The following is a 13,427-nucleotide window of genomic DNA, read 5'->3' on the forward strand; positions in this document are numbered from 1 at the left end:
ATGCACGACAAGATCGCTTCCTTGATCCACCATCGCGGCATCGACCGCCGCCGTTTCCTTCTGACTGCGGCCGCCACAGTGCTCGCCACAGCAGCACTCCCGCGCGCCAGCCATGCCGAAACACCGAGCAAGGGTGGCGTGCTGCGCCTCGGCCTCAACGGCGGCAGCTCCGCCGACACGCTCGACCCGACGCAGCTGATCGGCACCTATTCCATCAACGTCTCGCGGCAGGTCTACAACACGCTGGTCGAGATCGGCGATGACGGCAGGCCCGCACCGGAACTGGCGGTGAGTTGGGAAGCCAGCGACGGCAACAAGCGCTGGATCCTCAACCTCAGGCCGGGCGTGCAATTCCACAACGGCAAGGTTTTCGATGCCGAGGACGTCAAATATTCGCTTGGGCTGCATCTCGGCGAGAAGACCAAATCCAAGGCCAAAGGACTGGTCGCCGACATTTCCGAAGTGCGCGCCGCCTCGCCGACGCAGGTCGAGATCGTGCTCAAGTCACCCAATCCCGATATGGATTTTGTGTTGTCGGACCTGCATTTCGCCATGGTGCCCGCGGGTTTTGCCGACTGGCTCAAGCCGGTTGGGACCGGACCGTTCAAGCTGACAGTCTTCCAGCCTGGCGTGCGCGCGACCGTGGTGCGCAACGACGCCTATTGGCGAAGCGATCGCGGCCATGTCGATTCCGTCGAGACGGTGGTGATCAACGATCTGACGGCCCGCGTCTCGGCGCTGCAGGGCGGTTCGGTCCACATCATCAACGGCGTCGACTACAAGATTGCGCCGCTCCTGAAGAAAGACCCACGCTCCTATCTGGTGGTCACGGAAGGAAAGCAGCATTTCTCGCTGCCCATGGACGCCACCAAGGAACCGTTCAACAACCCGGACGTGGTTCTGGCGCTCAAGCATGCCATCGACCGCGAGCAGATGGTCAAGCTCTTGATGGCGGGCTATGGCCGCGTCGGAAACGACCACCCCATTGCCGCCAGCGATCCGAACTTCAATCCAAACATCGCACAGCGCGCCTTCGATCCGGACAAGGCTCGCTTCCATCTCAAGAAAGCGGGTAAAAGCGACCTCACGCTCGAACTGCATGCCGCGCCGGTGGCGTTCGAACAGGCCATCAACACGGCCGAGCTCTTCGCGCAGTCGGCCAAGGCCGCCGGCATCACCATCAATGTCAAGCGCGAGCCCGATGACGGCTACTGGAGCGAGGTGTGGATGAAGCAGCCCTGGGTCGCCTCCTTCTGGGCCGGACGGCCGTCGGTGAGCATGATGTTTTCCTCCGTCTATGCCTCGGGCGCGCCCTGGAACGAAACGCATTGGAAGAACGAGGGCTTCGACCGCAAGCTGGCCGAGTCGCGCTCGCTCGCCGATCCGGCAAAACGCCGCGAGGTCTATTTTGAGCTGCAGCAAATCATCCACGATGAATGCCCGACCATCATACCGGCCTTTGCAAGCTGGATCGATGCGGCGAGCACGCAGGTCAAAGGTTTCGTGCCGAATCCCAATTTCCTGCTCTGCGACCATCGCGTCGCGGAGCGAGTCTGGTTGAGTGTATAGACCATCAAGGCGACCGCCGCTGTCTCGGACGGTCGCCTTGCGGCATCAACGCACCACGTACATGATGCGCCGCGTCTGCGGATCGATCAGCGCCGGCTGACCGTTCACATAGACATAGCGGTAGTTGTAGTCGGGAATTTCGCGCAGCTCGACAGTGTCGGGCAAGGTCGCGCCGGTCACCACCTCGCCGTCGAGATAGACGGGGTCGAGGCGATGCGTATCGACATAGGTGCGGACTTCGGCCGGAGGCGGGGGAAAATCACCTTCTGCCGGCTCGCCGCCGATGATCGCGCCGGTATAGTCGGTCGACGTGTTGCCGATGTCTTCCGGCGGCGAGACGATGGCCACGCTGGAGCCGTGCGGGCGCTGCGTCAGGATCACCCGGCTGCCGCTGAAATCGGCCGTCACATAGTCGGAGTAGACCCAGCCCTGGCCGCCGGCTTCGGCGATGGTGCACCATTTGCTGTTTTCGATGCAGCCATTGAGCGTCGCCGACTGGCCGGCGGCGAGCACGCCGATGACAGGATATTGCGGCCCAGGGCCGGCGCGCACGTTGAGATCGGTGACGGCCGAGACGGCGGTGTCGGCAAAAGCGGCACCCGACATCACGGTTATCATCCCGGCGATTGCGGGAAACACTAGGGATTTCATGGTTTTCTCTCCGTTTTCATGGTCCCTCGGGGGTGAGAACGGGGCAGCGGCGCATGCGTTCCGGCTAAAACGCCGGCGCCAACTCACGATTTGTTCGCGCGTCTTTCGGCAGGCCGGTCAAAAGCTCGTGAACGAAGGCCAGTTTTCGCGCCGTCACGTCCGAAATGACGAAGGGATAGAGGTCGGGCAGGCCCATGCAGCGGTTGATCGAGTTGGAAGCCTCCGACAGCACCAGCCAGCGGGCAAGAATCTTTTCGAACGGCTCGGGTGCGTTGGCGGGCTCCGAAGGGGCGGCCTGCAGTTCGCCGCCGGTGTCGCCTCTGGGCAACTCGTTGGCTTCCACCGTCTCCAGCCGGCCAAGCGGAAAGTTCAGCGCATGGACCATCTCCAGCGTGTCGGTGATGTGCAGATGGTGGGCCCAGGTCTCGGCCCAGTCCTCCCAAGGGTGCGAGGTGGCATAGGCCGAGATGTGGTTTTGCTGCCAGTCGGGCGCAGCACCATTGGCGTAATAGGCCTTCAGCGCCTGTTCGTAATCGGCGCGGTCGTCGCCAAACAGAGCGCGGAAGGCGTCCAGCCTTTGCGGATTGTCGCGGATCAGGCGGTCCCAATAGTAATGGCCGAGTTCGTGGCGGAAATGGCCGAGCAGCGTTCGATAATTCTCCCCCATCTCGATGCGGCGCTTTTCGCGCTCGGCGGAATCGGCCTCGGCGACATTGAGCGTGATCAGGCCATTGTCATGGCCGGTGAGGATGCGTTCGCCGCCAGGGCCGCCGCCGATCGGGTCGGCGAGGAAGTCGAAGGCGAGGCCCACCTCGTCCGTCGAGTTCTGCTTGGGCGCCACCGGCAGGCCAAAGGCGAGCAGCGAATAGATGGCGCGCTTCTTCGCCGCCTCGACCCGGATCCAGCGGCGGCGGTTGCCGTCGACGGAGAGATCGGGGATCAGCTGGTTCAGCCCGCAGGCACGGCAAAACCCATGTCCCGGTTCGGCCATCCAGTTGCAGGCGCATTCATCGGCATTGGTGCACTGGAAGATTCCGTCGACACCCGACAGGGCAAAGCGGGCATGTTCGGGATCGTAAAGCACGAGGCTTGAGCAATTCAGGCACTGCGCGTTCTCGAAGTAGAGACGGTGGCCGCAATGCGGGCAGTCGAAGAGTTTCATGTCGGTCTCAAACCATCAGAGCCAGCATATAAGTGTGCGGCGGCAGTGCCTAACGCCAATCGTCGGCCGGCGTTCCGCATGTCTCGAAGCTATTTCGCCGCAAGCTGGGTGGCGACCTGTCTTGCGACCTCTTCGCCGCCGCAGGTCTCATGGCTATTTCGACCCCGCCACAATAATCACTTGATCGTAGGCAAATTCCCCGGCATTCGCCAGCATTGCGGCGCAGACGGTGACAAATGCGCGTTTCGCTGGCAAATTCGCAGATGGGACGTAAATCAGGCAACCAGGAGAACAACATGGCATTTCTTGCCAAGGGTAGGATTTTAGCGGCAGCGGTGGTGGCTGTGCTTGGGCTGGCGGCGGGTGCACAGGCGGCGCCTAGTTGCGGCAAGACCGGTGCCGGCTTCGATGCCTGGAAACAGGATTTTGCCGCGGACGCCAAGTCCGAAGGTGTCGGTTCGAAGGGGCTGGCCGCACTGGCCGGCGCCACCTATGCAACCAGGACGATCTCGGCCGACCGCGCCATCCACAAGGCCTTCAGCGGCTCGGTGGACGATTTCATGAAGCGTCGTGGCGGGGCCGCGATCATTTCCAAGGGCCGTGCGCTGAAGAAGTCGAACGCGGCGCTGTTCAGCCAGATCGAACAGAACTACGGCGTGTCGCCGGGTGTGCTGCTTGCCATCTGGGGCATGGAGACCGGCTTCGGTGCTTCCATGGGCAACCAGAATACGGTCTCCGCCATTTTGACGCTTGCCTATGATTGCCGCCGCCCGGACTATTTTCACCCGCATGCCATCGCCGCCCTTAAGCTGGTCGATCGTGGCGCGTTGACCGCCTCGTCGGTCGGCGCCATGCATGGCGAGGTTGGCCATACGCAGTTCCTGCCTGGAAATGTCTTGAAATATGCAGTCGGCAGCGGAAATCTGCGCGACAAGGCGACAGCGCTGGCTTCCACCGCCAACTTCCTCAAGGGCCATGGCTGGCGGGCCGGCGCGAGCGCGAGCGCGAATATGGGCGCGATTGCCGGCTGGAATTCCGCAAGCGTCTATCAGCAGGCGATCGCCCGTATCGCCGACGCGATCGACGGCGGCTGATTGTACCCTCTGTTCGACGAAAAGCCCCGGCCATGCGCCGGGCTTTTTGTTGATGGGAGCATTGCTGATGTCCGGGATAGATCGAAGCCTCCCCAACGTCGTCATCCCTGGGCGTAGCAGGAGCGAAGCTCCGTCGCGGAGACCCTGGGATCCATTCCGCGACGTTAATCGAAGCGTGCAGCGGAGCAGAATTCTGCACCGTAGCGACGCTTCGAAGTCGCGGCATGGTTCCTATGGTCTGCGCCGCGTCGCTTCGCTCCTTGCTCCGCCATAGGATGACGAAGTCATTGATGTTGCCCGCTAATCGCCAACGTCAATCGCGTAGGAGCAGCCGGCCAGCGTCTTGCCGGGATGGGAATCGACGGTCGAGACATTGAGCGTGATGCGCGTGGCAAGACTGACGCCGCCGCTGTCCTCGATGCTTTCGGCCACGACCTTCTCGCCAAGGAATTTATCCGGCGACGAGACCATTGCCGGGACGTCGAGCTGCCGGGCGAGGTCGGGCGCGGCAATGCCCTCAAGCACCGCCATCGGCCCTGACGCGGTGAAGACGATTGTCTCCGTCTCGCGGCCGAAGACATGGGCAGGGGCGGGCAGTTGATACTGCCGCAGGAAGGCATTGCCTGACGGGACCTCTTTCCAGCCAAGCGTGCTCGCCGCGCCGGGATCACCGGCCAGCCAAAGGGCATAGCCAGTATAAGCCGACAGGTCGGCCCTGCACTCGATCAGCGCGGCAAGGTCGAGCGAGGCGGGATCATAGTCGTCGGCTTTGGCAACAACCAAACTCGCCAGGACAGCCAACGCCGGCAGGAAACCGATTCTATGAGTGGCCGAGCCCCTGGGCACATGACTCTCAATAATGCGCGTAGCCGCTCAACGGGCATTTCTGGGAAGCGGGAACCTGAAAAGTGCCGTCAATACCGCTGCAGTTACGGAATCTGGGGTTTTGTGGCGGCGGGGTAACCGCCCTTCGCTTGCCTTCGATGGCCGTCGGGACTCCGGAATTTTGCGCCCAGCCGCTCAACGGGCATTTCTGGGAAGCGGGAACCTGAAAAGTGCCGTCAATACCGCTGCAGTCACGGAAGTTGGGCGACCGCGGCGCCTGGGCTTGCGTGGGCGCAGCCGCTTTCGGCTTGCCCTTGAGAACCATCCAGATCTCGGTCGGCTGGTCGAGCTGCAGGTTGTTTATGTCGGAATAGCTGATGCGGCCGCTGCGTATCCCGTCGGCGAGGCGCTGGCAAAACAAAGCCGGCATGCGCTCCTGCGAGACGCCCATGAACAAGGCCATGTCATGCTTGAACGTAAGGTCCCGCGTGCGGGCGGAGGCGATACATTCGTTCATATCCGCCTTCGGGTCACGCTTCGCGCCTGCCTGCGAGGACTGGCACACCACCAAGACGACGACCACGCCAAGCAGAAGAGAAATACTATTCTTCACTGTCAAACCCCCCTAAACCCACAAGTGAACTTAGATGATGCCGCCAAAAGGTCAAACAGGAACCGAGTTCGGGCGCCTTCATTTTTCTTATATTAGAAGACCCAAATAAAAACCCGACGTCTCCGTCGGGTTTCTTAGGTATGATTGATAGCGTTTGGCTGCTGTCTGGATATCAGCCCTTGCGGTTGCGTGCGGCCAGCGTGCGCAGCCTCAGCGCATTGAGGCGGATGAAGCCGGCGGCGTCCTTCTGGTCGTAGGCGCCGCGATCGTCCTCGAAGGTGACCAGCGCGTCGGAATAGAGGGTCTTTTTCGACTTGCGGCCGGTGACCATGACGTTGCCCTTGTAGAGTTTCAGCCGCACCGTGCCTTCGACGTCTTCCTGGCTCTTGTCGATCATCGCCTGCAGCATCAGGCGCTCGGGCGAGAACCAGAAGCCGTTGTAGATGAGCTCGGCGTAGCGCGGCATGAACTCGTCCTTGAGATGCGCGGCACCACGGTCGAGCGTGATCGATTCGATGGCGCGGTGCGCCACGATCAGGATGGCGCCGCCGGGCGTTTCGTAGACGCCGCGCGACTTCATGCCGACGAAGCGGTTCTCGACCAGGTCGAGCCGGCCGATGCCATTGTCGCGGCCGAGATCGTTGAGCGCGGCCAGCATGGTCGCCGGCGACAGCTTCTTGCCGTTGAGCGCGATCGGATCGCCCTTCAGGAACTCGATCTCGATCTCGGTGACCTTGTCCGGCGCGTCCATCGGCGAGACGGTGCGCTGATGGACGAATTCCGGCGGCTCGCTCCACGGGTCTTCCAGCACTTTGCCCTCGGAAGAGGAGTGCAGAAGGTTGGCGTCGACCGAGAACGGCGCCTCGCCCCTCTTGTCCTTGGCCACCGGGATCTGGTGCTGCTCGGCGAAGTTGATCAGGTCGGTGCGCGACTTGAACGACCAGTCGCGCCACGGCGCGATGACCTTGATGTCGGGGTTCAGCGCATAGGCCGACAGTTCGAAGCGGACCTGGTCGTTGCCCTTGCCGGTGGCGCCGTGGGCAATCGCGTCGGCGCCGGTCTCCTTGGCGATCTCGACGAGGTGCTTGGAGATCAGCGGCCGCGCGATCGAGGTTCCCAGCAGATAGGTGCCTTCATAGACGGTGTTGGCGCGGAACATCGGGAAGACGAAGTCGGCAACGAATTCCTCGCGCACATCGACGATGCGGATGTCCCTGATGCCCATCATCTCGGCTTTCTGGCGCGCCGGCTCCAGCTCGCCGCCCTGGCCGAGATCGGCGGTGAAGGTGACGACTTCGGCACCGAGTTCGGTCTGCAGCCATTTCAGAATGATGGATGTGTCGAGACCGCCGGAATAGGCGAGCACGACCTTTTTGACGTCTTTGGTCTTGGACATTTCTGCTCCGTCGATGGCGGACGCCAGGGGCATGGGCGTCACGGCTTGTCGGAGCGCCTTTTAGCAGGAACGGCAAAGCGAGCAAGCACGCGCGGCGCCAGACTGCTGATCCAGCCTGGACGGGCGGTGATCATGCCCCACGGAAACAACCTGCTACAATCATGGGCTGCATTTTTGCCCAGGATTTAAGCAAGTTTTCATGTCCTGCCGCTAAACCAGTGAGACAGAGCTGCGGCGACCATGCAACCGGCCGATGCAGCTTTTGCCTGCTCATTGCGGGTGTCCTCAGGCTTGGACCATTCTTGATGCGCGTTATTTCCTGCATCGTGACGGAGCATAATCTGTGGCTCGTCCTGCTGGCGGCGCTGATGTGCGTCACCGGCTGCTGGGTGACGATCGGCCTCCTCGACCGCGCCAGGAAAACTGTCGGCGTGCAGATGCGGGGATGGCTGTTCCTGACCGCGGTCGCCGCCGGCTCCTCGGTCTGGTGCACGCATTTCATCGCCATGCTGGCCTATCAGCCCGGCGCGCCGATCACCTTCGATCCGGCGCTCACCATGATCTCCCTGGTCATCGCCATGGTCGGAGCCGGGGCGGGCTTCGGCCTCGCGCTCGACAAAGGCCGCGGGCTGGCGCCGGAATGGGGCGGCTGTGCCGTCGGCCTGGCGATCTCGGCAATGCACTATACCGGCATGATGGCCTATCACGTGGCCGGCATCGTCGAATGGGACGCCCGCTATGTCGTCGCTTCGGTGCTGATCGCGATGGCATTCTCCGCCGTGGCGATCGGCCAGGCAGTGCGCAGGCCGCACCGGTGGTCGCACTATCTCGGCATCGGGCTTCTGGTGCTGGCGATCGTCGGCCTGCATTTCACGGCGATGGCGGCGGTGGCGGTGACGCCGCTCTCCTTCATCACCACGGGCACCAATCCCGATATTCTCGAAGCGATGGCCGTCGCGGTTGCGGTCGTCGGCCTGATCGTCGCGGCCACCGGCTTCGCCAGCTATTTGATCGACGAGCGTGGCCGGCTCGAGAGTTTCGAGCGGCTGCAGCATCTGGCGCTGAACGACTCGCTGACCGGCCTTGCCAACCGGGTCTCCTTCAACGACCGCCTCGACCATGAGATCGAGCGGGCGCGCGAAGGTGAGGAGACGATGACCGCCGTCATCGTCATCGATCTCGACCGCTTCAAGGAAATCAACGACCTCAGGGGACACGCGGCCGGCGACCAGGCGCTCAAGATCATTGCCCGCAGGCTGGCGAAACTGGCCGGCGACGGCGAGTTCGTCGCCCGGCTCGGCGGCGACGAATTTGCCGCCATCAAGCGCTTCAAGGACCAGAACGAGCTGCTCGGCCTGGTGTCGCGGCTGGAAAAATCCTTGTTCGAACCGTTGCGGATCGACGATTTCGAGACCGTCACCGGCGCCAGCATCGGCGTCGCCGTCTTTCCGCGCGACGGGGCCGACCGGGAGAGGCTGGTCAGCAACGCGGACCTGGCCATGTACCGGGCCAAGAACGACGTGACGCGGGCCGTCTGCTTCTACGAATCGGTCATGGACGAGACGGCGCGGGCGCGCCGGGCACTCGCCACCGACCTTCGCCAGGCGATCGACCGCGGCGAACTCTCGCTGCACTATCAGGTGCAGACCTCGGTTCAGACCGGCGCCACCTGCGGCTATGAGGCGTTGCTGCGCTGGACTCACCCCGTGCATGGCATGGTCCCGCCCGCCGAATTCATTCCGATCGCCGAGGAGAACGGCTCCATCCTGGCGATCGGCGAGTGGGTGCTGCGCACCGCATGCCGCCAGGCGGCCTCCTGGGACAATGGTCACAAGATCGCGGTCAATCTGTCGCCGGTGCAGTTCGCCCATGCCGATCTCGCCACGCTCGTCCATCAGATCCTGATCGAGACCGGCCTGTCGCCGAAGCGTCTCGAGCTTGAGTTGACCGAATCGACGATCGTCGCCGACAAGGTTCGCACGCTTCACGTGCTGCGCCAGATCAAGGCGCTGGGCGTGACGATCGCGATCGACGATTTCGGCACAGGCTATTCCTCGCTCGACACGCTGCGCTCGTTCCCGTTCGACAAGATCAAGCTCGACCGCTCCTTCATGGCCGATGTCGAGCGCAGTCCGCAGGCCAAGGCAATCATCCGCGCCGTGCTGACGTTGGGGCGCAGCCTCGACATTCCCGTGCTCGCCGAAGGCGTCGAGACCCACGTCCAGCTCACCATCCTGCAGGTCGAAGGCTGCAACGAAGCGCAAGGCTATTTCCTCGGCCGCCCCAAGCCGATCGATCAGATCTTGTTGATCGCGGGGCTCGACCCCCAGGATGGTCCACCCGCCCTCGAGGGACCTGTCAGGGTGCTGGCTGCCGCCAGCTGACGCGCTTGTCTCGCCCGCTCTTGACGACTTCGACAATGAGGGGTCTCTGCCCTAAGTGGAACCAGCAGTTGCCTAAGCGATTGCGGAGCTGGATCACCGCTTCATCTGGCGCCGACGCAGCACATCCTGTATAGGCTCGCGCGTTCCCCGGAGCCCTCCATGTCCTTCATTCCCGACACCGCCACGCTGATCCAGTTCGCCATCGCCACGGTCATCCTGGCGATCACGCCCGGGCCTGACATGACCTTGTTCGTCTCGCGCACGCTGAGCCAGGGGCGTGCCACCGGCTTTGCTTCGATGGCGGGCGCGCTGTGCGGCACACTGATCCACACCACGTTGGTGGTGGTCGGCGTCTCGGCGCTGATCGTCGCCTCGCCGATGGCCTTCTTCGTGCTGAAGATCTTTGGCGCCGGCTATCTCGTCTTCCTGGCGTGGCAGGCGATCGCCAAGGGCTCGGCGTTTTCGCCGGAAAAGAAGACGGGTCCGCAAATCTCGCTGTTGCGCAGCTGGGTGGCGGGGCTCGGCGTCAATTTGCTCAACCCGAAGATCATCCTGTTCTTCATGACCTTCCTGCCGCAGTTCGTCTCCGCGCATGATCCGCACGCGCCGGGAAAGCTGTTCTTCCTGGGCTCGATGTTCATCGTGCTGTCGATCCCGGTGACGGCGCCGATGGTGCTGGCGGCGGAGAAATTTTCCGCGGCGATGAAGGCCAGCCCGCGCGTCACGCGGGTTGTCGACTATCTCTTCGCCGGCGTGTTCTCGGCCTTCGCGCTCAAGATCCTGACGGCCCAGGCGAAGTAGAAGCGTTGTCTTCTTTCCACCAGCTTCCGGCCCAGCGCCCGGCGCTCAGCCAGTAGAAGATGCCGCCGACCATGCCGGCGCCGATCACCGCCATGATGGCGCTGGTGTCGGTGACCGCGAAGGTGGACTCTTGGGCGTGGTCGACCAGGCCGAGGAAGACGGCCGCCACCACCGCGCCCGCCAGCGCATAGTACAGCCAGTCGCGCCGGCCGAGGATTTCGGCAAGCAGGATGACGATCACCGAAGGCATGAAGGCGAAATAAGCGACGAACAGGGCGACGAAGGGAATCGAGAAATACAGCGAAGCCGTCGCCGTCGGGTGCGTGTGGTCAGGCGTGTAGCCGAGCGAGGCCAGGAACAGGACGTTGAGGAAGGCGCTCGCCGCCAGCGAGGCGACGGCATAACCGAACAGGATCATGGCAAAGCGCACGAGATAGGAAACGAAGCGGCCCATCAGGGGTCTCGCCTCACAAGACGGCCTGACCTGCGCCCAGCCAGGAGCCAGTAGACCGAACCGGCGACGGTGCCGGCCGTGGCCAGAAAGCCGAGAAATCCCGGATTGAAAACAAACCCTCCGGCCGAGCCCGGGACAAGAACGCCAAAGGCGATCGAGGTGATCGCCCCCGTGACCGCGAAATAGAACCATCCCCGCAGCGAAAGCCATTCGGCGACCAGGATCGCCGGGCCGACGATCAGCAGCGCGCAGAGTGCCACGGTCAGCACGGCGAGCGGGAAGGAACCCAGCCAGTCGAAGGTGAAAACCATGGACCAGTTGCCATATTCGATCCCTTCCAGAAGCGTGATCAACAGCACAGGCACCAGGATAGAGGTCAGCACGCCGGCGATATAACCGACTGCTATGATGGCGATGCGTTTGAGTCCGGCGACGAGACGGCTCACGCCTCGCCGTGCCCCGCGATCATCATGGCTTCCAGCGCCAGCCGGTCCACTTTTCGCATGCGCTCGGAGTCCGACTTCAGCTGGCCGCAGGCTGCGAGGATGTCGCGGCCGCGCGGGGTGCGGATCGGCGAGGCATAGCCGGCATTGTTGATGTAATCGGCGAATTTCTCGATCGTCTCCCAGTCCGAGCACTGGTAGTTGGTGCCCGGCCACGGGTTGAACGGGATCAGATTGATCTTGGCCGGAATGCCCTTGAGCAGCTTGATCAGGCCCTTGGCGTCCTCGATGGAATCGTTGACGTCCTTCAGCATTACATATTCGAAAGTGATGCGCTTGGCGTTCGACAGGCCGGGATAGGCGCGGCAGGCGGCGATCAGTTCCTTCAGCGGATACTTCTTGTTGATCGGCACCAGGAGGTCGCGCAGATCGTCATTGGTGGCGTGCAGCGAGATCGCCAGCATGACGCCGATTTCCTCGCCAGTGCGGAAAATCTCGGGCACGACGCCGGAGGTCGACAGCGTGATACGTCTTTTCGACAAGGAAAGCCCGTCGCCGTCGGACGCGATCAGCAGCGCCTTCTTCACCGCCTCGAAATTATAGAGCGGCTCGCCCATGCCCATCATGACGATGTTGGACACCTTGCGGCCCTCGGCCGGGACGATGGCACCGTCCGGCGTGTCGCGGTCGGGGAAATCGCCGAGCCGGTCGCGGGCTGTGAGCAATTGCGCCAGTATTTCCTCGGCGGTCAGGTTGCGCACCAGTTTCTGCGTGCCGGTGTGGCAGAACGAGCAGGTCAGCGTGCAGCCGACCTGCGAGGAGATACAGAGCGTGCCGCGGCCTTCCTCGGGAATATAGACGGTCTCGATCTCCACCGGCCGGCCAGCGCCGCGCGGCGGAAAGCGGAACAGCCATTTGCGGGTACCGTCGGAAGAAATCTGCTCCTCGACGATTTCGGGCCGGGCGACGGTAAAATGCCTGTCGAGCTCGGCGCGCAGATCCTTGGAGATGTTGAACATGCCGGCAAAGTCGGAGACGCCGCGCACATACATCCAATGCCAGAGCTGCTGCGCACGCATCTTTGCCTGGCGCTCCGGCACGATGCCGGACGCGACCAGCGCCTCCGCGAGCTCGGCGCGGGTCAGGCCGATAAGCGACGGCTTCTCGGGCGTGGCGCGGGCGCGCAACGCGTCGCGGGCACCCTCAGTGGTGAGGTCAAAGGAAAGGGTCATGGTCGCACTGATATAAGCTGTTTGCGGCCGATTTCATCCATCGTGCCGGGAACTGAAGCGCGGCGCATAGCACAGGTTGAGGGCGGAGTCATGCGGTGGCGAACACAACCCCGAGTGGGCCGGCAATGTTTCGATCGCGAATGTCCTGATCGACAGACGGTCTCTGGCGTTTGAACCGAGAGTTCATCGGACCAACCAGTTTGTCGCACGACAACAGCCCGCTACGACCGACTGGCAGCCTTGCGCCCAATCTTCCCGCCACGCGGGAGCCGATCACATAGTCGTGTTGACGTAACGATTCCCTTGCCGCCTTCGAAGGCTGAAGGGGGCAACCACGCCCTTGCAAAATGGGAGTACGCAGAATGAACTCGATCAAGCTCGCTGTCATTGCCGGCCTCGTCGGCTTGTCCGCCCCGCAGGCCTTTGCCGAAGACGCAATGGGCACAATGACCATGATGAAAGGCGGGGAGGTGATGGCAATCATGCCCGATGGACACATGGGCACCATGATGCCGGACGCAAAGATGGGCGCAGAGATGATGAAGATGGCAAAGCCGATCAAGCATTGCATGATGATGATCACCGATGCCAAGGGCAAAGCCTACATGATCGATACGTCGACCAAGAAGGCCCAGGCCGAATGTGAAAAAATGGCCATGTGAAACCTGGATCTGTAGAGACCGCTCCCGCCTGGAAGAGCCGGCGGGAGCATTCTGCGCGCAGATCACTGCCGCTGGCGCAAGCCCTCGGGTCGCGTCCAGGAACAGCCTCCAAACAGCCCGCGCATCTTCAACAACTGCGAC

13 protein-coding genes are annotated in these 13,427 nt (G+C 62.7%); 5 read left to right on the forward strand and 8 right to left on the reverse strand.

The genetic code is table 11. From position 1 onward, the window contains the following. The gene (locus tag AC04SF_RS15765; RefSeq protein ID WP_488478558.1) at window positions 1–1,569 is read left to right on the forward strand and encodes an ABC transporter substrate-binding protein; all 1,569 of its coding nucleotides are present in this window, start codon (window positions 1–3) and stop codon (window positions 1,567–1,569) included. Between the two features lie 45 nt (window positions 1,570–1,614). Here the strand turns inward: AC04SF_RS15765 and AC04SF_RS15770 are convergent, their stop codons facing one another. Continuing rightward, on the reverse strand, window positions 1,615–2,220 hold the full coding sequence (locus AC04SF_RS15770; protein ID WP_488478559.1) for a DUF1236 domain-containing protein: 606 nt from the start codon (window positions 2,218–2,220) through the stop codon (window positions 1,615–1,617). 64 nt (window positions 2,221–2,284) lie between these two features. Beyond that, complete coding sequence (locus AC04SF_RS15775; RefSeq protein ID WP_488478560.1) at window positions 2,285–3,382, reverse strand: zinc-binding metallopeptidase family protein; 1,098 nt, start codon at window positions 3,380–3,382, stop codon at window positions 2,285–2,287. Between the two features lie 296 nt (window positions 3,383–3,678). Here AC04SF_RS15775 and AC04SF_RS15780 point away from each other — a divergent pair, with 296 nt between their 5' ends. Further along, window positions 3,679–4,476 (forward strand): lytic murein transglycosylase, encoded by a 798-nt coding sequence (locus AC04SF_RS15780; protein WP_096458158.1) that lies wholly within the window; start codon window positions 3,679–3,681, stop codon window positions 4,474–4,476. Window positions 4,477–4,776: 300 nt separating this feature from the next. On the opposite strand, the gene AC04SF_RS15785 is transcribed toward AC04SF_RS15780, so the two are convergent. From AC04SF_RS15785 to AC04SF_RS15795, 3 genes are all read right to left on the reverse strand, one after another. Further along, complete coding sequence (locus AC04SF_RS15785) at window positions 4,777–5,268, reverse strand: hypothetical protein (RefSeq protein ID WP_488478618.1); 492 nt, start codon at window positions 5,266–5,268, stop codon at window positions 4,777–4,779. A 61-nt stretch (window positions 5,269–5,329) separates the two neighbouring features. Beyond that, window positions 5,330–5,914 carry a hypothetical protein gene (locus AC04SF_RS15790; protein ID WP_488478561.1) on the reverse strand — a complete coding sequence of 195 codons (585 nt, stop codon included), beginning with the start codon at window positions 5,912–5,914 and terminating at the stop codon, window positions 5,330–5,332. A 172-nt stretch (window positions 5,915–6,086) separates the two neighbouring features. Further along, entirely contained in the window at window positions 6,087–7,310 is a 1,224-nt protein-coding gene (locus AC04SF_RS15795) for an argininosuccinate synthase (protein ID WP_488478562.1), read from the reverse strand. 305 nt (window positions 7,311–7,615) lie between these two features. Here AC04SF_RS15795 and AC04SF_RS15800 point away from each other — a divergent pair, with 305 nt between their 5' ends. After that, window positions 7,616–9,694 (forward strand): putative bifunctional diguanylate cyclase/phosphodiesterase, encoded by a 2,079-nt coding sequence (locus AC04SF_RS15800; protein ID WP_488478563.1) that lies wholly within the window; start codon window positions 7,616–7,618, stop codon window positions 9,692–9,694. 159 nt (window positions 9,695–9,853) lie between these two features. Beyond that, entirely contained in the window at window positions 9,854–10,495 is a 642-nt protein-coding gene (locus AC04SF_RS15805; RefSeq protein WP_488478564.1) for a LysE family translocator, read from the forward strand. On the opposite strand, the gene AC04SF_RS15810 is transcribed toward AC04SF_RS15805, so the two are convergent. The 3 genes from AC04SF_RS15810 to rlmN are packed head-to-tail and all read right to left on the reverse strand — an operon-like array spanning window position 10,467 to window position 12,624. Further along, complete coding sequence (locus AC04SF_RS15810) at window positions 10,467–10,949, reverse strand: hypothetical protein (protein ID WP_488478565.1); 483 nt, start codon at window positions 10,947–10,949, stop codon at window positions 10,467–10,469. The genes AC04SF_RS15805 and AC04SF_RS15810 overlap by 29 nt on opposite strands. Next, window positions 10,949–11,395, reverse strand: coding sequence for a hypothetical protein (locus AC04SF_RS15815; RefSeq protein WP_488478566.1), 447 nt, complete (start codon window positions 11,393–11,395; stop codon window positions 10,949–10,951). Before AC04SF_RS15815 ends, AC04SF_RS15810 begins: the two co-directional genes overlap by 1 nt. Then, window positions 11,392–12,624 carry a dual-specificity RNA methyltransferase RlmN gene (gene rlmN / locus AC04SF_RS15820; RefSeq protein ID WP_488478567.1) on the reverse strand — a complete coding sequence of 411 codons (1,233 nt, stop codon included), beginning with the start codon at window positions 12,622–12,624 and terminating at the stop codon, window positions 11,392–11,394. Before rlmN ends, AC04SF_RS15815 begins: the two co-directional genes overlap by 4 nt. A gap of 362 nt (window positions 12,625–12,986) precedes the next feature. Here rlmN and AC04SF_RS15825 point away from each other — a divergent pair, with 362 nt between their 5' ends. Continuing rightward, the gene (locus AC04SF_RS15825; RefSeq protein WP_488478568.1) at window positions 12,987–13,286 is read left to right on the forward strand and encodes a hypothetical protein; all 300 of its coding nucleotides are present in this window, start codon (window positions 12,987–12,989) and stop codon (window positions 13,284–13,286) included. Window positions 13,287–13,427 lie beyond the last annotated feature (141 nt).

Source organism: Mesorhizobium sp. CNPSo 4671 (assembly GCF_057784245.1).

Excerpts from the sequence above, each read along its gene's own strand:
- AC04SF_RS15810 (WP_488478565.1), bottom strand. The coding sequence starts at position 10,949 with ATGGGCCGCTTCGTTTCCTATCTCGTGCGCTTTGCCATGATCCTGTTC.
- AC04SF_RS15825 (WP_488478568.1), top strand. The coding sequence starts at position 12,987 with ATGAACTCGATCAAGCTCGCTGTCATTGCCGGCCTCGTCGGCTTGTCC.
- AC04SF_RS15770 (WP_488478559.1), bottom strand. The coding sequence starts at position 2,220 with ATGAAATCCCTAGTGTTTCCCGCAATCGCCGGGATGATAACCGTGATG.
- AC04SF_RS15805 (WP_488478564.1), top strand. The coding sequence starts at position 9,854 with ATGTCCTTCATTCCCGACACCGCCACGCTGATCCAGTTCGCCATCGCC.
- AC04SF_RS15775 (WP_488478560.1), bottom strand. The coding sequence starts at position 3,382 with ATGAAACTCTTCGACTGCCCGCATTGCGGCCACCGTCTCTACTTCGAG.
- AC04SF_RS15780 (WP_096458158.1), top strand. The coding sequence starts at position 3,679 with ATGGCATTTCTTGCCAAGGGTAGGATTTTAGCGGCAGCGGTGGTGGCT.
- AC04SF_RS15800 (WP_488478563.1), top strand. The coding sequence starts at position 7,616 with ATGCGCGTTATTTCCTGCATCGTGACGGAGCATAATCTGTGGCTCGTC.
- AC04SF_RS15765 (WP_488478558.1), top strand. The coding sequence starts at position 1 with ATGCACGACAAGATCGCTTCCTTGATCCACCATCGCGGCATCGACCGC.
- AC04SF_RS15795 (WP_488478562.1), bottom strand. The coding sequence starts at position 7,310 with ATGTCCAAGACCAAAGACGTCAAAAAGGTCGTGCTCGCCTATTCCGGC.
- rlmN (WP_488478567.1), bottom strand. The coding sequence starts at position 12,624 with ATGACCCTTTCCTTTGACCTCACCACTGAGGGTGCCCGCGACGCGTTG.